General features: G+C 40.5%; 19 protein-coding genes, 1 tRNA gene and 2 pseudogenes. 16 read left to right on the top strand and 6 right to left on the bottom strand.

Annotated features, from left to right (window positions below; genetic code table 11):
- The 3 genes from gloA (at position 1) to rpmE (ending at position 2,019) form a co-directional block, all read left to right on the top strand.
- Positions 1-402 carry a lactoylglutathione lyase gene (gene gloA / locus CF596_RS02155; protein WP_242439118.1) on the top strand — a complete coding sequence of 134 codons (402 nt, stop codon included), beginning with the start codon at positions 1-3 and terminating at the stop codon, positions 400-402.
- Between the two features lie 190 nt (positions 403-592).
- Positions 593-1,591 carry a bile acid:sodium symporter family protein gene (locus CF596_RS02150; protein WP_171062555.1) on the top strand — a complete coding sequence of 333 codons (999 nt, stop codon included), beginning with the start codon at positions 593-595 and terminating at the stop codon, positions 1,589-1,591.
- Between the two features lie 203 nt (positions 1,592-1,794).
- Entirely contained in the window at positions 1,795-2,019 is a 225-nt protein-coding gene (gene rpmE, locus CF596_RS02145; RefSeq protein WP_004971624.1) for a 50S ribosomal protein L31, read from the top strand.
- An 86-nt stretch (positions 2,020-2,105) separates the two neighbouring features.
- Here the strand turns inward: rpmE and CF596_RS02140 are convergent, their stop codons facing one another.
- From CF596_RS02140 to epmB, 3 genes are read right to left on the bottom strand one after another with little or no spacing between them, the layout of a single operon-like run.
- Positions 2,106-4,229, bottom strand: coding sequence for an EAL domain-containing protein (locus tag CF596_RS02140; protein ID WP_096901070.1), 2,124 nt, complete (start codon positions 4,227-4,229; stop codon positions 2,106-2,108).
- Entirely contained in the window at positions 4,211-5,956 is a 1,746-nt protein-coding gene (locus CF596_RS02135; RefSeq protein WP_096901069.1) for a GTPase, read from the bottom strand. Before CF596_RS02135 ends, CF596_RS02140 begins: the two co-directional genes overlap by 19 nt.
- A gap of 14 nt (positions 5,957-5,970) precedes the next feature.
- On the bottom strand, positions 5,971-6,987 hold the full coding sequence (epmB, locus tag CF596_RS02130; RefSeq protein WP_096901068.1) for an EF-P beta-lysylation protein EpmB: 1,017 nt from the start codon (positions 6,985-6,987) through the stop codon (positions 5,971-5,973).
- Positions 6,988-7,301: 314 nt separating this feature from the next.
- Between epmB and efp the strand changes: the two genes are divergently transcribed.
- From efp to CF596_RS02070, 11 genes and pseudogenes are all read left to right on the top strand, one after another.
- Positions 7,302-7,871: an elongation factor P gene (gene efp, locus CF596_RS02125; RefSeq protein WP_004971615.1), complete on the top strand. Its 570-nt coding sequence runs from the start codon at positions 7,302-7,304 to the stop codon at positions 7,869-7,871.
- Between the two features lie 576 nt (positions 7,872-8,447).
- A complete protein-coding gene (locus CF596_RS02115; RefSeq protein WP_004971612.1) occupies positions 8,448-10,547 on the top strand; it encodes a carbon starvation CstA family protein in 2,100 nt (699 codons plus the stop codon).
- Between the two features lie 10 nt (positions 10,548-10,557).
- Positions 10,558-10,863, top strand: coding sequence for a YbdD/YjiX family protein (locus tag CF596_RS02110; protein WP_171324790.1), 306 nt, complete (start codon positions 10,558-10,560; stop codon positions 10,861-10,863).
- 157 nt (positions 10,864-11,020) lie between these two features.
- Positions 11,021-11,980 (top strand): AAA family ATPase, encoded by a 960-nt coding sequence (locus tag CF596_RS02105; RefSeq protein ID WP_096901148.1) that lies wholly within the window; start codon positions 11,021-11,023, stop codon positions 11,978-11,980.
- A 7-nt stretch (positions 11,981-11,987) separates the two neighbouring features.
- Complete coding sequence (locus tag CF596_RS02100) at positions 11,988-12,896, top strand: DUF58 domain-containing protein (protein WP_096901066.1); 909 nt, start codon at positions 11,988-11,990, stop codon at positions 12,894-12,896.
- Positions 12,897-12,901: 5 nt separating this feature from the next.
- Positions 12,902-14,929 (top strand): DUF3488 and transglutaminase-like domain-containing protein, encoded by a 2,028-nt coding sequence (locus CF596_RS02095; protein WP_096901147.1) that lies wholly within the window; start codon positions 12,902-12,904, stop codon positions 14,927-14,929.
- Positions 14,930-14,961: 32 nt separating this feature from the next.
- A tRNA-Val gene (locus CF596_RS02090) sits at positions 14,962-15,038 on the top strand.
- Between the two features lie 225 nt (positions 15,039-15,263).
- Positions 15,264-15,800, top strand: a pseudogene (locus CF596_RS02085) (ABC transporter permease); the annotation flags it as partial.
- Between the two features lie 116 nt (positions 15,801-15,916).
- On the top strand, positions 15,917-16,096 hold the full coding sequence (locus CF596_RS02080) for a hypothetical protein (protein WP_004971601.1): 180 nt from the start codon (positions 15,917-15,919) through the stop codon (positions 16,094-16,096).
- A 419-nt stretch (positions 16,097-16,515) separates the two neighbouring features.
- A complete protein-coding gene (locus CF596_RS02075) occupies positions 16,516-17,838 on the top strand; it encodes an NCS2 family permease (protein ID WP_096901065.1) in 1,323 nt (440 codons plus the stop codon).
- A 99-nt stretch (positions 17,839-17,937) separates the two neighbouring features.
- Positions 17,938-18,939 carry an adenosine deaminase gene (locus CF596_RS02070; RefSeq protein ID WP_096901064.1) on the top strand — a complete coding sequence of 334 codons (1,002 nt, stop codon included), beginning with the start codon at positions 17,938-17,940 and terminating at the stop codon, positions 18,937-18,939.
- 105 nt (positions 18,940-19,044) lie between these two features.
- Here CF596_RS02070 and CF596_RS02065 read toward each other — a convergent pair.
- Positions 19,045-19,405, bottom strand: a pseudogene (locus tag CF596_RS02065) (cytochrome b/b6 domain-containing protein).
- Positions 19,406-19,922: 517 nt separating this feature from the next.
- On the opposite strand from CF596_RS02065, the gene CF596_RS02060 reads away from it, so the two are divergent.
- Together CF596_RS02060 and rnhB are read left to right on the top strand one after the other, a co-directional pair.
- On the top strand, positions 19,923-20,309 hold the full coding sequence (locus CF596_RS02060) for a hypothetical protein (RefSeq protein ID WP_004971594.1): 387 nt from the start codon (positions 19,923-19,925) through the stop codon (positions 20,307-20,309).
- 89 nt (positions 20,310-20,398) lie between these two features.
- Positions 20,399-20,983, top strand: a complete 585-nt coding sequence (gene rnhB / locus CF596_RS02055) for a ribonuclease HII (RefSeq protein ID WP_286416765.1) — start codon at positions 20,399-20,401, stop codon at positions 20,981-20,983.
- Between the two features lie 156 nt (positions 20,984-21,139).
- Here the strand turns inward: rnhB and csrA are convergent, their stop codons facing one another.
- Positions 21,140-21,394 (bottom strand): carbon storage regulator CsrA, encoded by a 255-nt coding sequence (gene csrA / locus CF596_RS02050; RefSeq protein WP_004971589.1) that lies wholly within the window; start codon positions 21,392-21,394, stop codon positions 21,140-21,142.
- A gap of 250 nt (positions 21,395-21,644) precedes the next feature.
- Complete coding sequence (locus CF596_RS02045) at positions 21,645-22,925, bottom strand: aspartate kinase (RefSeq protein ID WP_004971586.1); 1,281 nt, start codon at positions 22,923-22,925, stop codon at positions 21,645-21,647.
- Positions 22,926-22,970 lie beyond the last annotated feature (45 nt).

The raw sequence follows: 22,970 nt of genomic DNA, 5'->3' as shown, positions 1-22,970 counted from the left end.
ATGCGCATGCTGCATACCATGTTACGTGTAGGTAATTTAGAGCTATCATTAAAATTTTATACAGAAGTTTTAGGCATGACTTTGCTGCGTAAGCGTGATTATGAAGAAGGTCGTTTTACCCTTGCTTTTGTAGGCTATGGCGATGAAGAAAATCACACCGTTTTGGAGTTGACGCATAACTGGGATACAGACAGCTATGATTTGGGCAATGGTTATGGTCATATTGCAATTGCGGTAGACGATGCCTACAAAGCATGTGAAGAAATTAAAGCGCGCGGCGGCAATGTGGTACGTGAAGCAGGGCCAATGAAAGGTGGTGTAACTGTCATTGCTTTTGTTGAAGACCCAGATGGTTATAAAGTTGAACTGATTCAGCAAGATCAGAACGCACGTAATAACTAAGTTTTCATCCGCAAAGCAGTAAAAACCAAACCTTTGTGGTGCAATAAGCTGAATGTTGTTCAGTATTCAGTTTGAAAATATTGAACATCGCCTGAAAATGCTCGCTTTTTGAATATTGCTCAGTAATATACCTTTATCGAAAGGTAAAAATTGCTGGGCTTTTTTGCAACAGTAAAAGAATATACAGGATGTGTTTATGTTGAAGTTATTGGCATTGGATCGCTTTACCATTCTTTTGTTTGTGATGGTCATCCTCGCCAGTGTCGTGCCTGTGTCAGGGCAAGCAGCCGAAGTTTTTAGTGTGATTACGACAGTTGCCATTGCAATCTTATTCTTTTTGCATGGGGCGAAATTATCACGTGAAGCTGTCATTCAGGGCATGATGCATTGGAAATTGCATGCGTTGGTATTTACTTTTACCTTTGCGTTATTCCCAATTTTAGGTTTGCTGGCAAAGCCAATTCTAGTGCCAATGCTCGGGCAGGAGCTGTATTGGGGCTTTTTGTTCATGTGCTTTTTGCCTTCAACCGTGCAATCTTCAATTGCCTTTACGTCAGTGGCAAAAGGCAATGTTGCCAGCGCAGTCTGCAGTGCGTCATTCTCTAATTTAATTGGGATGTTTATTACCCCAGTTTTAGTAGGCATCTTTATTTTAGGGCAGTCTGAACACGGTTTTGACCCGACAAATTCGATTATTCAAATTACTTTATTGTTATTGGTGCCATTTATTTTGGGGCAGTTATTACGTCCTTATGTTTTTCCTCAGATGTTGAAATTACCAAAGCTGGTCAAGGTATTTGATCAGGGTTCGATTTTGATGGTGGTTTATGGTGCATTTAGTGGGGCAGTGGTAGCAGGATTGTGGCATCAAGTTAGTGGTATGACTTTATTGCTGTTGATTATTGCTTGTTCCGTGTTATTGACCCTTGTGATGTGGTTGGCGTGGGTTGTGCCGCAATGGTTGGGTTTTGCACGTGAAGACCAAATTGCCGCATTTTTTTGTAGCTCCAAAAAAACCTTAGCCAGTGGTGTACCGATGGCGCAAATTTTATTTATTGGGCAGCCGTTGGGGATGATTGTTTTACCGATCATGATTTTCCATCAAATTCAGTTGATGGTGTGCGGTGTGATAGCCAATTATCTCGAAAAGCAGCCCGATTCGACTGAACCTCAGGAATTAAATTCCTAAGAATAATTAGCTTTAAAATATTTTATTCCGTATAATATTGCCCAACTTGTTGTGCTTAGCTCTGACGGTATCCGTCTCGGTGGGCCAAAAGAATGGTCTGTTGTGGTGTTGGTCTGCTTTTAAAGCATGTCCTCATTTTTTTAATGAGAGTGACCAATTGCGATGACAGCTTAAGCCTTCTTAAATCTTAGGAGTAATCGACGATGCGCGCCGATATTCACCCAAAATATGAAAAATTAGTTGCAACTTGTTCTTGCGGTAACGTAATCGAAACTCGTTCAGCAGTTGGTAAAGAAACTCTTTATCTTGACGTATGTTCTGCATGCCACCCGTTCTACACTGGTAAGCAAAAGAACGTTGACACTGGCGGTCGTATCGACAAGTTCAAACAACGTTTTGCTGGTATGTCACGTTCTATCAAACGTTAATATCCAGTACGAAAAAAACGGGCAATTGCCCGTTTTTTTGTGCCTTAAATTTTAGGGTCTACAAATAGACCCTAATGCACAAGACCTTATTGGTCTTGCACATCAATTAAATGATCGAGTTTTTTCTGGAAATAATCACCCTGAATAAAGCGCGCATCGACATTCCACGCATTCGCAAACAGGTTCATATCATTTAAGTCACGCAATAACACTTCTACAGGTTTAATTTCACTATAAATGCTCAATTGTTCCTGTAATTCTTGCGTCGAGTCATCAGCAGCCAGTTTTTCAGTCAGTGCACTGTGCAAGGTCAAGTAGTGAATATCGACTTGTTTCAAGATAGATTCACTATAAATCGAATGACCAAAATCACGCAGAGAAATTTCAGCGCCGTGCTGACGTAATAAACTGATTTGTTTCTGCGCATCACCTAAGTTTTGGCTGATGTCTTCTTCAGAGAATTGCAAAATTAATGGATGGCTGAGGCGGCTACCAATAATCGTTATCAGTTTAGACACAAACTCAGGGAAGCTGCGGTCTTGTAATAAAACAAATTTGTTTAAATTGATAATCAGCTTCGCTTCAGGATATTGGGTGATGAAGTTGTGCAATTGTTTACAAGCTTCGACCAAAATCCAACGATCCAGTTTAATGGATAATTCTGGGTCTTCAGCCAAATCTATTAAGCCTGTCAGTGATTTCCATTCACTATTGAAAATAAAGCCACTAGTTACTTCATAGGTATATAAATTGGTGTCTTGCTTATCATAAAGTTGTTGATACTTCAAATGAATTTCACCACGATCAAGACTTTGACGTATCGCTGCAATAATCGCAGATTCACTATACGATTGTGGTACAGCTGCAGCAGATTCAATTACATTTAAGTTAGATTCACCAAAGGACAAGTCTAAGGTTAAACCTGAGTTATGTTGTTCCTGCGGTTGTGGTAATGCGTTGGCAAAACCTTGGCTAATCAGTTGCTCAAAACTGCTTTCATTTTGAATGTCTGGAGTGAATGGCACATAACCAATACGCAAATTAAGTGGGTAAGTATGTTGATCTACCGTAAGTAATTGCGGTTTCGTGAGTGAATTTAAGCCAATCAGTTTCGATTCTAAAATTGCAGGCGATTCTGCTTGGAACAAACCAACCACTAAACCATTACTCACATTAAATAAAGGTACATTGGTCTGTTCTTTTAAAAAGTTTCGGATGTTGGCAAAGTAATTTTTTGTGGTTTGCCAGTCGGCTTGGAAAATTGATTCAGGGCAGTTCGCCAAAGAAAACACCACCAAAGCATTGGCATTAGATGGCTGTTTGGCTAAAGTGCGATTTACCAATTGGTAGGTGCTTGGTTTTGTCGCTGCTTTGTCTGCTGTCGTTTGAGCAGGGACAGTATTTTGCGCCGTATTTTCAATATCTATGGTGATTTGTATGGCGTCGTCAGCTGCTCCAACAAATTCAATTTTGAGCGGGTTTTGTTTTGCTAATAGCGGGTTTTGGCTATGAATATCAAAACGGCCGTGTTCAAATTGTCCTTGACTGACTTTCTTAAAGCGGAATTTAAAATCTGTAATATCTTGCGGTTGCAATAAATCCAATAATGGCAAGCCAATAAGGTCATCTTCACTTTTTAAACCAAATAGCTGTAAATATTCAGCATTGGCTTGTGCATGAATTCCTTCCTGAATAATGGCTACTGCTTTGCTACTGTCTTCGACCAACGCCTGAGCTTGTGATTGTGCATTTTCCAGTTCAGTCATAAGTTGTTCTTGTGACTGCTGTAAGCGACTAAAAGACAGTGCGCGAATTAAGCCAAAATAGAAGCGTTCGGGGTAATCTAAATTGATAATGTCATAGATGCCTTTGCGCACATAACTGGTGTATTGCGTGGCATCGTAATCGTCTGGTTTGAGCAAAAGTAGCGGTAAATTTGGTTGCTGTGATGCACGAATTAAAGTGAGTGCCTGATCGACTTTTAGGTCATAAGCACGACCAAAGATCACCAAATCCCAAGTTAAATGTAATTGTTTTTCAAAGTTTTTAATGTCATCTAATAGATAAGCCTGAACACGGTGCTCATTTGCAGTGAGTTGTTCACAAATTTGATTAAAACGTATTTGGTTGTCATCGATTATGAGTAAACGTGTTTCGGTACGTTTGAGCTTTTTAGACAATAATGGATTTCTCACTTTAATGCTTCCCATAAATCGTGATTTTTAACTTCATTCACTTGTTTCTGAATAAAACCATCAAGTAAAGGCTGTTGTTGGTCATTCAACAACTCAAAATCAAAGCGCATAAAGCTTTGGGTAATCAATAACGGCTTAATTAAGAACACTTTTAGTTCTTCTTCACCTAAACGTAGCTGTACGGTTTGTTTGTCACGTAATAATTGCAGACTTGGCAAAATCAATGAGGTATTGACTTCATTGACCTGCGTACTTTGTACCAATAATGCTGGATGATAATGTCCTGTATGCCGATCTGTTTTAACAAAAACAGCACAAGGGTAAATATCTTGGGTTAAAATTTCCAAGCCAAGTTCTAAGCTTTTTTCAGCAGATTGTTTAATCCAGCGAATGACACCACCACGCCACGGACTTTGGCTATTTTCCTGAACCAGAATAAATTCACCTGTTTTAAGGTTTTTCGGTGTTTCACCCGTCCATTTAATACGATAGCCATTGACACTAATATCTAAAACATCGGCATTGTAAATTTGTTTGGCTTCACGGTCTAAGGTTTTAACAGCGCTAATATCTACCGTAGAGTTGGTATGCATGGCATTGATAAACTGGCTTTCATTCTGGAATTGGTAGTTATCGCCCAAAGCCAGCGTTTCATTGAAGTTTTTACCATTAGACAGATAAAAATGTGCCACAGTCAAACCAAAGCAAATTTTAATCCGTGCCGAATATTCATAACGCTCATGCACACGTTCTGCTGTATTGGTCAAAATATTGTGCAAGTGGAAATGCAAAGCAGGGGTTAAGAATAGCTTTTCATTGCGTGATAAATGTTCACCTTTACGACCTTGAGCTTCATTTAAATGATCGAGTAGGGGTTGAGTTGCAATAAAAATATTGGCATGAAAACCTTGGCTTTGGTGCGTATTGTAAATAGGTGGATGATCTTTGCTTGCATCGACCACATAACGTGAAAGCGTCGTTTCTTTGGGTAAAACTTGAATCAGTTTTGCCCAATCAAAGCTACAGAGATATAAGCCTTGAATTTCTGCAGGTCGAATTTGATGGGTATTGAAAATTTCCAATAAAATCAGCTGTGCATAGGCTTGAGCAATATTAATCAGTTGATGTTGTGTGCCTTGTAACTGATTAATATTATTTAAATAATAATGTTGTTGAATGGCTGTATCTAAAAGTTGGTGTGCAATTAACCACTGATTTGGCAAGGCGTGGCTATAAAGCATGTGTTGTTGATAGCGCAGTAGAGCTAATTGTTGTAAAGCATAATAGCTAGATAGAACTCGTGCAGTTTGTAAGTTCTTTTTTAAATTAAAGGCAAATAAAGAAAATTTTTGTTGGGTGAGTTGTTGGTGGCTACGTCGGGAAATATTAATATAGACTTTGGCGAAATGACTGCGTAATAACAGCGCGAGTTCAATAATATGATCGTTGCGGTCATTACTAATCAAAGCTTGGTTGAAAAAATGCTTTTCCAGACTGGTAAGCACATTTTCAAGTGTCGGATGAATAGCTTGAATTAAGTCAAAACGTAATGTTTCCTGACATTTCAGTTCTGAAATTTCTAAAAGTGCATTAAATAGAGCTTGGGAAGAATCACCCAATTGTAAAATGGATAAATCCGCTGCCCATGCCTGAATGCTTTTAACCGTATTTTGACAAAAACTCAATTGCTCCAGCTTTAGTTCGCTGGGAACTAGAAAAAGATCTGAAGTATTCATATTCATGATTGTTATTTAACTCAATAAGTTGAAACCCCAAAAAGCGGTGTCTTGTTTTTTTCGCCCGCAATTTCCCTAACGAGTTTAGGAACTAAATAGCCGGGTAAGTTCGCTAAAAGCTCTTTATAGATGTGATCAATGTCTTGCGGCATTAAATCAAAATGATGCGCTCCTTTTACTTTATCTAACACGTGTAAATAGTAAGGCATCACCCCTGCATCAAAAAGACGATAGCTTAAATCGACCAAGACCTGAGCAGAATTATTGACCCCATTTAATAAGACTGCTTGATTCAGAACGGTGATGTTTTGTTCGACTAACTTGGCAAGTTGCGAACAGGTAAAGTCATCTAATTCTGATGCGTGGTTCGAGTGTACCACTAGAATAATACGCAGCCTACTATTTTTTAGTAAGGAAATCAGCGATTCATCGACACGGTTGGGAATAACAATCGGAACTCGTGAATGAATTCTCAAAAATTTTATTTGCGGAATAGACGCCAATCGCTCAATCCAGATATTTAATTTACGATTTGACAAAGTGAGCGGGTCGCCACCACTTAAAATCACTTCATTAATATCGGGCTGACTTTCAATGTAATTACGGATATTGTCCCAGTCTTCAGTTTTTGGCAGATTTTCCTGATAAGGAAAGTGCCTGCGGAAACAATAACGACAATGTACTGCGCAAGCACCAGTCAAGGTCAGCAAAAAGCGTGATTTATATTTGTGTAAGACTCCAGGTTGTTGATTGGCTTGTTCCTCACCCAAAGGGTCGGTCACAAATCCAGGATGATCTTCCAGTTCTAAATGATGTGGCAGAACCTGTAACAGTAAAGGATCGAGTGGATTGCCTTTTTGCATTTTGGCCACAAATGCACGCGGGATACGCAATTTAAACTGATTGGATGCCAGTAAAGCACCTGACAGCAACTGCTGTTCAGACAGCTCTAAAATATTTAACAATTCGCGTGGGTCGGTGATCAAGTCACTGAGTTGAGATTGCCAGTTTTGTTCTTGGTACAGGTAGTTGATCATGCCAGAAAAGATTTAAATATGAGGTGAAATAAACCAAGTGCGCATCTATTTAGCGTAGATGAATTCTTTGTTCATTGAGCGTGAATGCCGTGAATGATTTGATCGCTTTGAATCAGAATCATTACAAAACAGCTGATTTTACCGATATCTTGAGGTGATCGGTAGTGGATTTTCATTGCTTCGTTATGGCTTGCTCATTTACAATACGTCCGATGAAAAAAAGATGTTGCAAGATGGCGAGCATCGCAAAGCTGTGTTGGTCATTTGCTTTGTAACATAAATAGTTAAGTTAGTCAGTTTGGAGTGTGCCAGTCATGGCCTATTATTCTACGAATGATTTCAAGTCAGGCCTTAAGGTTATGCTTGATGGTAACCCATGTTCAATCATGGAAAATGAATATGTAAAGCCAGGTAAAGGTCAAGCGTTTAACCGCGTAAAACTTCGTAACCTTCGTTCTGGTAAAGTTTTAGAAAAAACATTTAAGTCTGGTGATTCACTAGAAGCAGCTGACATTGTAGAAGTAGAAATGGAATACCTCTACAACGATGGCGAAATGTGGAACTTCATGGATCCTGTATCTTTTGAGCAAATTGCTGCTGACAAAACCGCAATGGGTGATGCTGCAAAATGGTTAAAAGACGATTCAAACGAAAAATGTACCATTATGTTGTTTAACGGTGTGCCTTTAACTGTAAACGCACCAAACTTCGTGGTATTAAAAATTGTTGAAACTGATCCAGGTGTACGTGGTGATACTTCTGGTGGTGGCGGTAAACCAGCGAAATTAGAAACAGGTGCAGTAGTACGTGTTCCTTTATTCGTACAGCAAGAAGAAAGCGTTCGTGTAGATACACGTACAGGTGAATACCTAGAACGCGCATAATGATTTATTGATAAATCATAGTAAAAGAGGGGGATGATTCGCGTCATCCCCCTTTTTTGTTGATTTGATTATGTGGTAAAAGAATAGGTGAAAAGTATAGGAAACTGTTGGTGCTTCATTTACGTGTGCGGTAGCGCACACTATGAATGCAAGAGCAGCAGATATCAAAATAAAAGGAGCATTATCTACCAAGGATTTAGGAATTAAAGCAAGGGTCTGTAGACATTTCATAAATGGCTTGCGCTGTAGGCTAAAACTGAGCAGATCAGGCATGAAACGCAGGGAATAGCGAGACTATTGCCAAGTTTCATAACGCAATCTGAGAAAGTTTTAGCCACAGCCTTAGCAAAAACAAGCACTGCTTTGTTTGCAGTGCAAGGCGCAGCGAAGGACAAGCATATTTTTTTGCTGCTATTTCGTTATGAGTCAGTCATTTAGAATGACTAAATTTCCTGCCTCATGCCTTATATCAGTTAAAAAATATGCGTAGTCGCAAACATAGACGAAGTGTCTACAGCCCCTAAATCTCGACAATAAAAGTAACGCTTAAAAAATGTAACAAGAAGAGAGATTGACATGGAAACAGTTCAACCGAAGTCAGGTCTGACTTCAAAAATTATATGGCTTTTGGTCGCTATATTGGGTGCAGTATCTTTTGGGATATTGGCAGTCAGTAGAGGCGAACACGTCAATGCAGTCTGGTTAGTTTTAGCTGCGGTCTGTGTCTATAGCATTGCATACCGCTTCTACAGTTTATTTATTGCCACCAAAGTATTTGAGTTAAATGAGCGACGCTTAACGCCCGCACATCGTTTGGCTGACGGTTTAGATTATGTGCCCACCAATAAAAGTGTGTTATTTGGTCACCACTTTGCCGCGATTGCAGGTGCAGGCCCTTTAGTTGGGCCTATTCTTGCAGCACAAATGGGTTATTTACCCGGCACGATCTGGCTTTTAGTCGGGGTGGTGTTGGCAGGTGCAGTCCAAGACTTTTTGGTTTTGTTTATTTCTACACGTCGTGATGGGCGTTCTTTGGGAGAAATGGCAAAACAAGAGTTGGGTTCATTTGCTGGTGTGATTGTCATGCTGGGTGCGCTGGGCGTGATGGTGATTATTCTTGCCGTACTCGCTTTGGTTGTCGTGAAAGCTTTAACCAATAGTCCGTGGGGCGTATTTAGTATTGCAGCCACCATCCCAATTGCGATTTTCATGGGCATTTATATGCGTTTTATTCGCCCGGGGAAAATTGCTGAGGTTTCCATTATTGGTTTTGTCCTGATGATGATGGGTATTATTTATGGTGAAAATGTTGCACAGCATCCATTCTGGGGGCCTTTATTTACTTTAAGTGGCACAGAATTAACGTGGTGTTTAATTGCCTACGGTTTTATTGCTTCAGTTTTGCCAGTGTGGTTGTTATTGGCGCCACGTGATTATTTATCGACGTTCTTAAAAATTGGTGTTATTGCGGGTTTGGCTGTCGGGATTGTGTTTGCAATGCCTGAAATGAAGATGCCTGCGGTGACCCATTTTATTGATGGTACAGGGCCAGTATTTGCGGGTTCATTGTTCCCATTCTTATTTATTACCATTGCCTGCGGTGCGATTTCAGGTTTCCACGCCTTAGTGTCTTCAGGTACGACGCCAAAACTAGTCAATAACGAAAAAGACATTCGGATGATTGGTTATGGCGGCATGTTGATGGAGTCTTTCGTGGCAATCATGGCAATGATTTGTGCCACGGTGCTAGACCCAGGCGTGTACTTTGCCATTAATGCACCCACTGCAGTTTTAGGTACAACGGTGGAAAGTGCAGCAGAAGCGGTACGAAATTTAGGCTTTGTAGTGACTCCTGAGGCTTTAACCATTTTGGCAAAAGAAGTCGGTGAAAGCTCGATTCTGTCACGTACGGGTGGTGCGCCAACGTTTGCAATTGGTATGGCACATATCATCACCGAGATTTTTAATAACCGCTCAATGATGGCATTCTGGTATCACTTTGCCATTTTATTTGAAGCCTTATTTATTTTAACTGCAGTAGATGCAGGCACACGTGCTTGCCGTTTTATGGTGCAAGATACTGTAGGTATTGTTATTCCTGCAGTGAAAAATTCACATAACTTCTTTGGTAACTTGCTTGGCACAGCAGTTGCGGTGGCTGGTTGGGGCTTCTTCGTCTATCAAGGCGTGGTCGATCCTTTAGGCGGTATTAATAGCTTATGGCCTCTATTTGGTATTGGTAACCAAATTTTGGCAGCGATGGCGCTCATTTTAGGTACAGTGATTCTGTTTAAAATGAAAAAAGAAAAATATGTTTGGGTGACGATTATCCCAACAGTTTTCTTGTTCATTACTTCAATGACTGCAGGTTGGCAAAAGATTTTCCACGACAATCCCAAAATTGGTTTCTTGGCGCAAGCAGATCGTTTCAATGCTGCAATTCAACGCAATGAAATTTTAGCACCTGCAAAAACAGTGACTGAAATGCAAACCATTGTCATGTCCAATCAAATTAATGCCGTGTTATGTGGTTTCTTTATGATTGTGGCATTTGTGATGTTGTTCGCTGCCATTGGGGTGATTCGTCGTGCCTTGGCAAGTCCAACACCAACTGTACATGAAGCTGAAGCGATTTATCGTGATCCTGAAACGATTCAGCCGAATAGCGGTCATTAGGAGTGAGCACATGATTAAGCTTAAATTTGCCCAACAAGGTAAAACGGTGATTTACAACATCATTAAAATGACCATCATGTCGCAAAAGGATTTGATTCTGAATCCGAAAAACTGGTCGCGTATCGCTACTTTATGGCAGCGTTTGCAACAAAGTTTTCGTTTAATGGTCGGTGTACCCGATTATCAGAATTATTTGGAACACATGCGTAAGCATCATCCAGATTTAGAAGCCATGGATCCGAAGACTTTTTATCGCTACTGTGTCGATGCGCGTTATCCATCGGCAAAAGGTGGTTTGAAAAAGTGTCCGTGTTAATCCCGTATCACGATGGAAACGTATAGAGATACGAGCTGTTTAAAACTTACTTTTTTAGGCAGTTTAGAATATCTCGAGGATTTCTTTGGAAATTTAGCAAAACGGTGTATGTTTAAACATGCGCCGTTTTTTATTGGGGATAAGGGGATTTACTGTGATTTGGGGTACAGAAAAAGTTCAAAAACAACAACTGACGCAAGCGCAGCAACAGCTCAATGCACAGATTGAATCTTATGCTGGAAAAATTCAGGCTTTTTTGACTGAAATTAATACCATTATTTTAGATAAAGAACAGCAGACCAAATTGGCGTTAAGTTGTTTGTTGGCGGGCGGGCATGTGCTTTTTGAAGATTTACCCGGATTAGGTAAAACGACTTTATCGAGTGCCTTATCGCACTTGGCGGGTCTGCAATTTCAGCGTATTCAGTTTACCAATGACATGCTGGCCAGTGATGTGATTGGCGTGAATATGTTTAATCAAAAAGAACATCAATTTGAGTTTAAGCAAGGCCCTATTTTTACCCAAATTTTATTGGCAGATGAAATTAACCGTTGTTCGCCTAAAACCCAAAGTGCCTTGTTGGAAGCGATGGAAGAAGGCGCGGTTACGGTGGATGGTGTGCGTTATAGCTTGCCGCAACCTTTTTGGGTGATTGCCACACAAAATCCACTGTTTCAAAGTGGTACTTATGCGCTGCCAGAATCACAGCTTGATCGTTTTTTAATGCGTCTGTCTTTGGGTTATCCATCGCGTTTTGCTGAAAAAATGTTGCTGCAACAAAACTCCAGACATGCGCTGATTGCCAGTTTGGCCCATATTTTTACTGAAACAGAAATTTTAAATTTACAGCAATTGGTCACGGAAATTTATGTGTCAGATACCGCGCTAGATTACTTACTCGACTTAGCCACAGAAACCCGTAAAGCGCGTCACGGATTATCTACCCGTGGTGTTTTGGCATTGAAAAAAGCAGCACAAGCACATGCTCTAATTGAGCAACGTAGTTTTGTCACTGCCGATGATATTCAAGCGGTATTTGTGGCAGTTGCTGCACATCGTATTGGATTGAGTGAGGCAGAAACTTTGTATGTGATGCAACAGGTTAAAGTGAGTTAGTACACGCATGTTTAAGCAGGCATGGCAAAACTGGATCAAGACACGTTTTAAATTTGATCGACACAAGGCCTTAAAACAAAAAGATATTTTGGTTTTTATTTACCAACAGGGCTATCTGTATTTAGTGCTGATTTTGATCACGTTTATTGCAGGCGTGAATTATGGCAATAACCTGATTTTAGGCTTTTGCTTTTTGATCAGTGCCATTTTATGTATCAGTTTTTATTTGACCTTTAAGCAGCTGCATGAATTAGAGATTGAAATTGTGACCACCGAAGTTGGGCAAGTAGGTGAAGTATTGCAATTACAATTGCATTTCAAACAAGAGGTCGCGCAGGCACGCTATTTATGGATTAAAGCCGATCATCAATTAGAAAAGGTTCTTATTCAAGACACTCAGCAGCAGTATGTGTTGACATTTTTTGCGGAGCAACGTGGGCAGTTTAATTTCCCTCATTTACACATTTATTCGGTTTATCCTTTTGGCTTGGTACGTGCGTGGACTTATTTGAATTTGACACGTACCGCGTGGGTTGCGCCCAAAGCCGCCATGTATAGCGCAGAGAATAAACAGCATCAACACAGCTTTCAACCCGATTTAGACGAGTTTCGTGAGCTGCGTGATTTTCAATTGGGCGATTCCTTACAAGCCGTGTCGTGGAAGCAAGCGGCACGCGGTCAGGGCTTATATGTGAAAGTTTTTGAACAATATCAGGATCAACAGAGTATCGACATTCACTATGAACACATGCCTGCACCGACCCACGAAGAAAAACTAAGTTTGATGATGGGCTTAGTTGAACAATGTGAACAACAACAGTTGAATTATGCGATGTTTTTGCCGCATGCGACCCTTGAAAAAGGCGTAGGCGAGCGGCAGTTGAAACAGGCAAAAATTCTTTTGGCACAGGCTTGATGATCATGCACAATTCGATTCAGCAATCTATTCTGCTTAGCCTGATCTTAATTTTGGCTGCTCACATGCTGTTTAGCCCTGTGGCATTGAGTGTCATTTTCGGACTCATGTTGTTGCTGTTGTATCTTCACTATAAAAACAAGACAGCGCGTATTTCTAAAGTTTGGACTTATGGATTGACCTGTTGTGCCTTAGCCAGCATTTATTTGAGTTATAAAAGCCTGATTGGTGTAGAGGCAGGGGTTGCCTTATTAAGCACCTTTTTGTTTGCCAAAGCTTTAGAAAGTCATACTCAGCGCGACCTGATTATTTTATTTAATTTTGCGCTTTTTGTGAGCGCCAGTTCATTTTTATACAGCCAGAGCATGTGGATGACCGTGTTGGTTATTCTATGTTTAATCAGTTGTTTAATTGGGTTATATCGGATTCAAAAAAGTGCATTTTCAGATTATGCGTCGCGTCATTCGAGCAGGCAAGATGCAAAGCATGACCTTAAAAATGTCGCCAAGTTTATCGCATACGCTTTGCCATTCTTTTTATTATTGTTTTTATTCTTTCCACGTTTACCGCCATTGTGGCATGTACCTATTCCTGATGCCAAAGGCGTGACAGGTATTAGTGACACGATGTCACCGGGCGATATTGCCGAATTATCACAATCTTCTGCTTTGGCATTTCGTATTGTGGGGAATATGCAGCAACTGCCGCCACGTTCAAAACTATATTGGCGGGCGATGGTACTTGATCAATATGATGGTCGCACATGGACAAGCAATTTTAGCAATCAACAACCCGTTCAGGCAGCACAATTACAGCCAGAGCAAGTCGATTTTCAGTATCAATATATTGCCGCAGACCCACGTGCACAGTGGATTATGGCGCTGGAAAAATCTGTACCGAATCAACACGGTTATGTATTACGCCGTGATTGGAGTATGGTGCCACAGCGTCAAAATGGTCGGATTCAACCGATTGCTTTGCAGTGGGTTGGGGAATCCGCACGTATTCAAGGGGATGATGCACAGAACGAGCGTTATCGACGCTTTAGCCAGCGTTTAAATGTTCAGGTACAGACGCAATCTGACCCAAAGGCACAGCAATTTGCCCTGCAGCTGTTTGCCCAAAGTCAGCAACAACCTGAACGCTACGTGCAGAATGTATTGCAGTGGTATCGCAATAATGGTTTTAGTTATACCTTAAAACCCGGAACACTCGGACAAAACCGAGTCGATGAATTCTTGTTTCAGAGTAAGCAAGGTTTTTGTGAACATTATGCCTCAAGTTTTGCCTTATTGATGCGTTATGTCGGGATTCCAGCGCGTGTAGTCGTGGGCTATCAGGGTGGGGAACTTGCACCCGATGGACAAAGCTGGGAAGTACGACAGCAAGATGCACATGCTTGGACAGAAGTGTTGCTCAATCAACAATGGGTACGCATAGACCCGACAGCCATCATTGCACCTCAACGTATAGATGATGGTATGCAAAACCTAATGGCAGATGATCGGGCCGTTTTGGGTGCTGACACACAAATGTGGCAATACCAACATTCTAATTTTATTCGTTCTTTACGGGTGTGGAGTGATTATGCAAGTTATCAATGGCAAAGCAAGGTCGTGGGTTATGATGCCGAGTCACAGCGTCACTGGTTTGGACGCTTAGGGCTGCACTCAAACTATGCTTTGGCAGCGGTGTTGGTTTCAAGTATTCTCATGATCTTAGCAGGGTATTTTGGCTGGATTTTTTGGAAAAAACGTCAGCAAGGTTCTCGCATAAATCGTGCCTTAGACAAATTTTCTAAAAGATTGCCCGCTCAGTTGCAAAAACAGGATGCAGAAACAGTGAGTGTGTGGATGCAGCGTTTAGCAGCGCAGGTAGATGCAAATGAACAAGAGGCATTTAAGCGTTTAGGCGTGTGCTATCAACAATATTCTTATGCGCCTGAACATGACCGTGTTTCAGAGCAGGTGTTTTTTGATTTGCTTAAAACTTGCTCGGATGTGTTGAAAAAACACAGAAAGGACTTGTCTTAAAAATCAAAACTGAATATGATGCGAAGCACTTTAGGCGTATAGCTCAGTTGGTTAGAGCGCTACGTTGACATCGTAGAGGTCTCCAGTTCGAGTCTGGATATGCCTACCAATACATTAAAATTATATGTTGTTACATAACTTCATATAAGTAATAAAGCTCTGAATTATAACGATTTAGGGCTTTTTTATTGCTTTTCTTAAAGATACATAAATTCGCTTATAGTTTAAAAATATGTACACAGTGGTGTACACATGTAAGTTTTCGGCTTATTTTGCACTAATTGGTTTTTATTTTGCACTAGAGCTTTGAAGCCTCTTTCCACATTTCATTTGTGCACTGATTCGTGAGCGAGAACATGGCACCATTAAGCATTTAACGGTCATGCTAGTCACGGTTTTTGAAATTATGCTGGCAAAGGTTTTATCGATGAGCCTTGTGGTGCTTTTAGCAGCTTTTTTAGGCTTAAAAGTAGTGGGGCAGGGGGCATTACAGGTACCCATAGAAGGAAGTTTGCTGTTATTTTTCTTTGGAGCCTTGCTGACCTTATTTGCAACAACCTCAATGGGTATATATATGGCAACCGTGTCTAAATCGATGCCGCAATTCGGTTTGCTGATGATGCTTATTCTGATTCCCTTGCAAATGTTGTCTGGGGCAAGTACACCACGAGAAAGCATGCCAGAAATTATTCAAAATATCATGTTGATTGCAACGACAATGCATTTTGTAACATTGGCGCAAGCAATTTTATACCGAAATGCAGGATTGGATGTGGTCTGGCCTTCCTTTCTATGGTTAATCGCAATTGCAACAACATTTTTCTATGTATCTTGGAAACGTTTTAAAAATACCATTCATACAATGGCTTAATGTAATAGATTGAGTTTGATCGCTGAAGCACAAATTTTGACTGGGGCGTATTAAGAGTTACACCGCGCATAATTTTTGCTAATATGTATGAAAATTGTTCAATAAAAGTAAATGACATGAAACACATTCTTGTGCCAGTTTTGGTGGTGTTGGTCGTTTTATTAGGTTATCTCGTTTACTTGGAAGAGGAAACGCGAAAGCAGGCAGAACTGAACCGAGTTTTGACTGAATCTGCAAATTTATCGCTAGAAAAAACAGAAGCGGCTACACCACAGATTTTGCAAGTCACAGAATAAGCGTAGAAATTTCTAACATAATGTGTGGTAATTGCTTTATTCATCACACTTTTGTGTGCTTCACTTTATCGTAAAATTTTATCTTTAATTCAAAAAACTAGAATTTTTAAAAAATCCCTATGGTATAATTTGCCAATTGAAACTGCTTCATCACAACTCAATTGCATTACTTTTGAGAGTGGTTGAAGTAAAAAAAAAGATGAATAAAGCTGCATAAAATTTATGCGGCTTTTTTATTTAGCATTCCGAAATTTTGATTTTGATAAAATCAAATGCTTGATTGTGAATTAAGTTTATCTCTTTTGTGTAATTTCACATGCTTATTGGGCAAATCGATTGCCGCAACTAACACAGGCTTTTAAGTGCTGACTTAAAATTCAGTCATACTGCAAATTCAGTTTATTTACAGGGGCTAGGTCATGACGACTCCTAATCCATCCTCAGCGGGAATGCTTGAGCGCTTATTCAAATTAAGCGAAAACAAGACCACATTCCGTACCGAGATTTTGGCGGGTGTAACCACATTCTTAACCATGTGTTACATCATTATTGTCAATCCGATGATTTTATCTGAAACAGGAATGGATCATGGAGCTGTCTTTGTCGCCACCTGTTTAGCCGCAGCTATTGGCTGCTTGGTGATGGGAATTGTTGCCAATTACCCAATCGCACTCGCACCAGGCATGGGGCTAAACGCCTATTTCACTTACTCGGTTTGTTTAGGCATGGGTGTGCCTTGGCAAACGGCTTTGGCTGCAGTTTTTGTATCAGGGATTATTTTCATTGCCATTAGCATGTTTAAAATCCGTGAAGCCATTGTTAATGCCATTCCCATGTCATTAAAACTAGCCATTGGCGGTGGTATTGGTTTATTCCTAGCTTTAATCGCCCTAAAAAATGCAGGTGTTATTGTTGATAATCCTGCGACTTTGGTGGGCTTGGGTGACTTAAAACAACCATCAGTACTGCTAGCGCTACTTGGCTTTTTAATGGTTGTAGTAATGCATCACTTTAAAGTACGTGGTGCAATTATCATCAGTATTTTGGTGCTGACTGCTATTTCAACAGCTTTAGGTTTAAGCGAATTTAAAGGTGTGGTTGGAGAAATTCCATCTATTGCACCTACTTTTATGCAAATGGACTTTGAAGGTCTATTTACAGCAAGTTTAATTGGCGTAATTTTCGTATTTTTCTTAGTCGATTTATTCGACTCTACAGGTACTTTAGTGGGTGTTTCACACCGTGCAGGCTTGTTGCAAGATGGTAAATTACCCCGTTTGAAAAAAGCACTTTTTGCCGATTCTTCTGCAATTGTTGCAGGTGCGGCATTGGGTACATCTTCAACAACGCCGTATATTGAATCATCTGCAGGTGTTGCAGCGGGTGGTCGTACAGGCTTAACCGCAGTGATTGTTGGCTTGTTGTTTATTGCCTGTTTGTTCTTGGCACCACTTGCGCAATCGGTACCAGGTTTTGCGACTGCACCTGCCTTGTTATTTGTGGGTGTGTTGATGATTCAAGGCATTGTGCATATTGATTGGGATGACATCACCGAAGCCGTGCCTGCATTCTTAACAGTCGTGTTCATGCCATTTACTTATTCTATTGCCGATGGCATCGCTATGGGCTTTATTAGCTATGCGCTGATTAAACTACTCACTGGCAAAGCCAAGTCTGTACCTTATATGGTGTGGATTATTGCTGCACTTTGGGCATTAAAATTTGCCATGTTTGGCGGTTAATATTCTTAAACGGAAAAGGGGTGTAAACTCAGTTTGCACCCTTTTTTATTTTGATCAATTTTTTAAAATTCTCCCATAAAATAGCAAAAAGGACAGAACATGAATCAACTTGAGCTAATCTGTGCATTACCTAAAGCAGAATTGCATGTGCATATTGAAGGTACTTTTGAACCTGAATTGATGTTTGCCATTGCGCAGCGCAACCAAATAGACATCCCTTATCAGTCCGTAGAAGAAGTCAAACAAGCCTATAACTTTCATAACTTGCAGTCTTTTTTAGATATTTATTATGCAGGCGCACAAGTGTTGGTGCATGAGCAAGATTTTTACGATTTGGCTTGGGCATATTTTGAAAAATGTGTTGAAGACCGTGTGGTACATACCGAAATGTTTTTTGATCCGCAAACCCATACCGAGCGTGGTGTGGCATTTGCAACCGTGATTAATGGCTTACAACGTGCTTGTGATGATGCGCAAACAAAATTAGGCATCAGTTCAAATTTAATTATGTGTTTCTTGCGTCATTTAAGCGAAGATGCAGCATTTGCCACACTTGAACAGGCTTTGCCTTATAAAGATCAAATTATCGCAGTGGGTTTGGACTCAAGCGAAGTTGGACATCCACCTTCAAAGTTTGAACGTGTCTTTGCCAAAGCACGTGAAGCAGGCTTTTTAGTCGTGGCACATGCAGGCGAAGAAGGGCCAGCCGAATATGTTTGGGAAGCATTAGATTTACTGAAAGTAAACCGTATTGATCATGGTGTGCGTTCTGAAGAAGATCCTGTATTAATGCAACGTCTAATTGCAGAGAAAATGCCGCTCACGGTCTGTCCATTGAGTAATTTAAAGCTATGCGTAGTGGATGATATGGCACAGCACAACATCCGCCGTTTATTGCAGCAGGGTGTTAAAGTGACAGTTAATTCAGATGATCCATCTTATTTTGGTGGTTATATGAATGATAACTTTGTTGCTATTAGCCAAGCTTTAGATTTAAGCAATGCTGAATTAAAACAATTGGCGGTTAATTCTTTTGAAGCTTCATTTATTTCGGCTGAAGAAAAGCAAAAATGGATTGAGCAAATTCAAGCATTGGGATGAGTTAAACTGAATTTAGATTAGCTTAGACTACAAAAAAAGCAGCTTAATTTAAGCTGCTTTTTTGTGGGAGAACGATTTGAATCGCTTTAAACTCAAGCTTTAAAATTATTTACCTTGTTGCGTCATACTACGCAATACATCGTCTTTATCTATAAAGTGATGTTTAAGTGCTGCAAGCATATGCCCAACCACCATTGCCCCTGCAAACCATGACAAATAAGTATGCACAGGTTTACCCACGCTCCAGCTAAACAAACAGCCCGTGATTGGAATCGCAATCAGCATAAAATACAGACCTAGATGTCCTAAATGCGCTAGTGTTTTCATCAACGGTGACATGCTGTCAGGCAGTTGTGGCGCAGGGTGGGTGTAACGCCAAAATAAGCGAATCACCAATAAAAATAATCGCCATGAGCCAATGTAAAACTTGTGCGGTACGGGTGTAATATGAAGTGGAACTGTTCATGTTGTGTTTCAGGCGAATAGTGTGCTTGCATGCTAAACAACAGCATGTAGCGAAAAAAGTATCCACCTGCAACGGAGTGTTGAAAATCTGCAACGCTGCAAAAAAAATAGCGTTCTTGAGGGGGCGGTTGATATTTCATAAATAGTTTGCGCTGTAGGCTAAAACTGAGCAGATCAGGCATGAAACGCAGGGAATAGCGAGACTATTGCCAAGTTTCATAACGCAATCTGAGAAAGTTTTAGCCACAGCCTTTCAGGACAAGCATATTTTTTGCTGCTATTGCGTTATGAGTCAGTCATTTAGAATGACTAATTTCCTGCCTCATGCTTTATATCGGCTAAAAAACGTTGCGAGATATATCTCTCATGTCGCAAACATAGAAGAATTATCAACAGCCTCTAGCCTAAGCACTTGAATGTAGAAATTGCAAAAAGCTATTCCTTCGCCAAACAGGTTTAGGCACAATAGCGGCATTGTTTCACCCAAATGACTTGAATATTAAATACAGGAAATATCCATGAAAAAACTACTCGCTGTATTGGCACCTATCGCTTTGGTTTTATCTGCATGTACCACAACTACAGGTACTACTACAGGAACGACAACTGCACCGACAGCAACTCAACAATTGGGTATGGCGGCGATTAAAATTGCAATTAATGCCAAGTGCGTGACTGAATTAAATAACATTCCTGCATGGCACACTGCGACACGTGTTATGACACCAACGCAAAAGCAAAATGTTCAAGCGGAAATTTGTGGTTGTGTCAGTGAAAAAGCACCACAAAACGTGACTGCAGTAGATTTAGCCACTGCAGCAATTGACCCTGCTGCACGTGCAACGATTGTGAGCAATGCAGTATCAAGAACCATTAATGCATGTGTGGCAGAAGCAGTAAGATAAGTTTACTGATTCTGTAAAATTAAAGATGGTGCGTGTTGATTCGCATCGTAAGATAGGCTGAAGATTTCAGCCTATTTTTCTGGAAAAAGATGATGAAAATTGCAGGTGTAGATGAAGCAGGACGTGGGCCTTTAGTGGGTTCTGTTGTCGCTGCGGCAGTTATTTTGGATCCGAATAACCCGATTGAAGGTTTGAATGACTCTAAAAAGCTGACTGAAAAAAAACGTGAAAAGTTGTTTGTTGAAATTCAGGAAAAGGCTTTGGCTTGGGCAATTGCAGAAGCCTCTGCAGCCGAAATTGATGAGCTGAATATTTTGCAAGCATCTTTATTGGCGATGCGCCGTGCGGTGGAAGCCTTGTCTATTCAACCTGAACATGTCTTAGTCGATGGCAATAAAATTCCACAAGGTTTAGCGATGTCTTGTGACGCAGTTGTTGGGGGTGATGCATTGCATGCAGAAATTTCAGCAGCTAGTATTTTAGCTAAAGTGGCGCGTGACCGTGAAATGGTATTGCTTGATCAAGCATTTCCACAATTTGGTTTTGCTAAACACAAAGGTTATCCAACCAAAGCACATTTTGAAGCCATTGCACAGCATGGTGTAATTGCGGCACATCGACGTAGTTTTGCACCTGTGCGTAAGGCTTTAGAGTTAATGGAAAACTCACAGTAATTTTCATGCAAAACTTGTGCTGAGTTGCCTGTAAAATAGCTTTTACATGATTTGAATCAGCGAGCAACTCTGAAATGATGCGAGTTTTTAAAAAGCATTCAGCAGAAAAATTTAAAGCGGCAAATGAGCCGCTTTATATTCAATTACCTTAATCGTTTAACGATTAAAGTCATTTTGCGAGTAGTTATCTTCTTCAAATGAAGGTTGATAATCTTGATCTAAATGTTGCAAATGCTCATGCATGGCACGCTCGTGTTGAATACGTTGATAGATTTCTTCACGATGAACCGATACTTCTTTCGGGGCATTTACACCAATACGAACTTGGTTACCTTTGACACCAAGCACAGTCACGCTGACTTGGTCCCCAATCATTAATGTTTCTCCGACACGTCGGGTCAGAATCAGCATGTTTATCTCCTTGCAAAATGCTAAACCTGCATTGATTTTTAAAGCAATTTAAAAGTCACAACCAAATAAAAACCAGTAAATTTTAACGGAACGTATCATTATTTATTTTATAAGATACAGCGCTGCCAAAATTTATGAAAGCATGTTGCTCAATATAACAGAGCCACTATAAAAAAAACTATAGTGGCTCTATTTTTTTGTACTTTTTCGCAAAATTTGTCAGACAATTACATTTTCTGACAGGGGCGTATTAAGCGCGTGCGCTAGACTCACCGCTTTCACGATCTAGACCAAATACAGTGTGTAAAGTACGTACTGCAAGCTCTAAATAGTTTTCTTCAATAATGACTGAAATTTTAATTTCAGAAGTAGAAATCATGAGAATGTTGATGCCTTCATCTGCAAGTGCAGTAAACATTTTGCTTGCAACACCTGCGTGTGAACGCATACCTACACCTACGATAGATACTTTCACGATGTCACCACGTGTAGCGACTTCACGTGCACCAATTTCTTTGGCAGTTGCTTCAAGAATTGATTTTGCTTTGGCAAGTTCGCCACGGTTTACAGTAAAAGTAAAGTCGGTAGTACCATCTTCTTCTACGTTTTGGATGATCATGTCAACTTCAACATTGGCAGCGCCAATAGGTGACAAGATTTTAGATGCAATACCTGGCTCATCAGGCACACCTAAAATAGTTAATTTTGCTTCGTCACGGTTAAACGCGATACCTGAGATGATAGGTTGTTCCATGTTGTCTTCCAATTCAGTAGTAATGAGTGTGCCGACATTTTGTTTAAAATCTTCGTCGAATGCGCCATCATTGTCATTATCAAAACTTGATAATACACGTAAAGGTACTTGGTATTTACCTGCAAATTCAACCGCACGAATTTGCAATACTTTAGAACCTAAAGAAGCCATTTCTAGCATTTCTTCAAAAGAAATACGATCTACTTTTTTGGCTTTTGGTGCAACGCGTGGGTCTGTGGTGTAAACGCCATCTACGTCAGTATAAATTTGGCATTCATCGGCTTTCAATGCAGCAGCAAGCGCAACGCCAGAAGTATCAGAACCACCACGACCTAAAGTCGTGGTGTTACCTTCAGCATCAAACCCTTGGAAACCAGCAACCACAATCACACGGCCCGCGTCTAGGTTTTCAGTTAACACGTCAGTATTAATCGCTTCAATACGTGCTTTGGTAAATGCGCTGTCAGTTTGAATACCAACTTGGCGACCAGTTAGTGATTTTGCTGCAACGCCAATAGAATTCAGCGCCATCGCTAACATCGAAATCGTCACCTGTTCGCCTGTAGACACCATTTGGTCTAATTCACGCGGATCAGGGGTTTCGGTAATGGCTTTCGCGAGAGCGAGTAGGCGATTGGTTTCGCCACTCATGGCAGAAACGACAACCACTACTTTGTGGCCATGATCATGCCAGCGCTTCACACGACGAGCAACATTTAAAATGCGCTCGGGAGTACCCATTGAGGTACCGCCATATTTTTGAACGATTAGTGCCATAGTTGTTCCATATAAGCCATGACCCTGAATTTACCTGCTCAGGGT

The organism is Acinetobacter sp. YT-02 (assembly GCF_002412355.1).
In the GTDB taxonomy this organism is placed as follows: domain Bacteria; phylum Pseudomonadota; class Gammaproteobacteria; order Pseudomonadales; family Moraxellaceae; genus Acinetobacter; species Acinetobacter towneri.
The sequence above is the reverse complement of the archived record's forward strand: the minus strand, read 5'-3'. Positions and strand labels throughout refer to the sequence as shown.

What these genes read in the sequence shown, in the direction of transcription:
- gloA (WP_242439118.1), top strand. Translation starts at nt 1, where the DNA reads ATGCGCATGCTGCATACCATGTTACGTGTAGGTAATTTAGAGCTATCA.
- rpmE (WP_004971624.1), top strand. Translation starts at nt 1,795, where the DNA reads ATGCGCGCCGATATTCACCCAAAATATGAAAAATTAGTTGCAACTTGT.
- CF596_RS02140 (WP_096901070.1), bottom strand. Translation starts at nt 4,229, where the DNA reads ATGGGAAGCATTAAAGTGAGAAATCCATTATTGTCTAAAAAGCTCAAA.
- CF596_RS02135 (WP_096901069.1), bottom strand. Translation starts at nt 5,956, where the DNA reads ATGAATATGAATACTTCAGATCTTTTTCTAGTTCCCAGCGAACTAAAG.
- epmB (WP_096901068.1), bottom strand. Translation starts at nt 6,987, where the DNA reads ATGATCAACTACCTGTACCAAGAACAAAACTGGCAATCTCAACTCAGT.
- efp (WP_004971615.1), top strand. Translation starts at nt 7,302, where the DNA reads ATGGCCTATTATTCTACGAATGATTTCAAGTCAGGCCTTAAGGTTATG.
- CF596_RS02115 (WP_004971612.1), top strand. Translation starts at nt 8,448, where the DNA reads ATGGAAACAGTTCAACCGAAGTCAGGTCTGACTTCAAAAATTATATGG.
- CF596_RS02110 (WP_171324790.1), top strand. Translation starts at nt 10,558, where the DNA reads ATGATTAAGCTTAAATTTGCCCAACAAGGTAAAACGGTGATTTACAAC.
- CF596_RS02100 (WP_096901066.1), top strand. Translation starts at nt 11,988, where the DNA reads ATGTTTAAGCAGGCATGGCAAAACTGGATCAAGACACGTTTTAAATTT.
- CF596_RS02095 (WP_096901147.1), top strand. Translation starts at nt 12,902, where the DNA reads ATGCACAATTCGATTCAGCAATCTATTCTGCTTAGCCTGATCTTAATT.
- CF596_RS02080 (WP_004971601.1), top strand. Translation starts at nt 15,917, where the DNA reads ATGAAACACATTCTTGTGCCAGTTTTGGTGGTGTTGGTCGTTTTATTA.
- CF596_RS02075 (WP_096901065.1), top strand. Translation starts at nt 16,516, where the DNA reads ATGACGACTCCTAATCCATCCTCAGCGGGAATGCTTGAGCGCTTATTC.
- CF596_RS02070 (WP_096901064.1), top strand. Translation starts at nt 17,938, where the DNA reads ATGAATCAACTTGAGCTAATCTGTGCATTACCTAAAGCAGAATTGCAT.
- CF596_RS02060 (WP_004971594.1), top strand. Translation starts at nt 19,923, where the DNA reads ATGAAAAAACTACTCGCTGTATTGGCACCTATCGCTTTGGTTTTATCT.
- rnhB (WP_286416765.1), top strand. Translation starts at nt 20,399, where the DNA reads ATGATGAAAATTGCAGGTGTAGATGAAGCAGGACGTGGGCCTTTAGTG.
- csrA (WP_004971589.1), bottom strand. Translation starts at nt 21,394, where the DNA reads ATGCTGATTCTGACCCGACGTGTCGGAGAAACATTAATGATTGGGGAC.
- CF596_RS02045 (WP_004971586.1), bottom strand. Translation starts at nt 22,925, where the DNA reads ATGGCACTAATCGTTCAAAAATATGGCGGTACCTCAATGGGTACTCCC.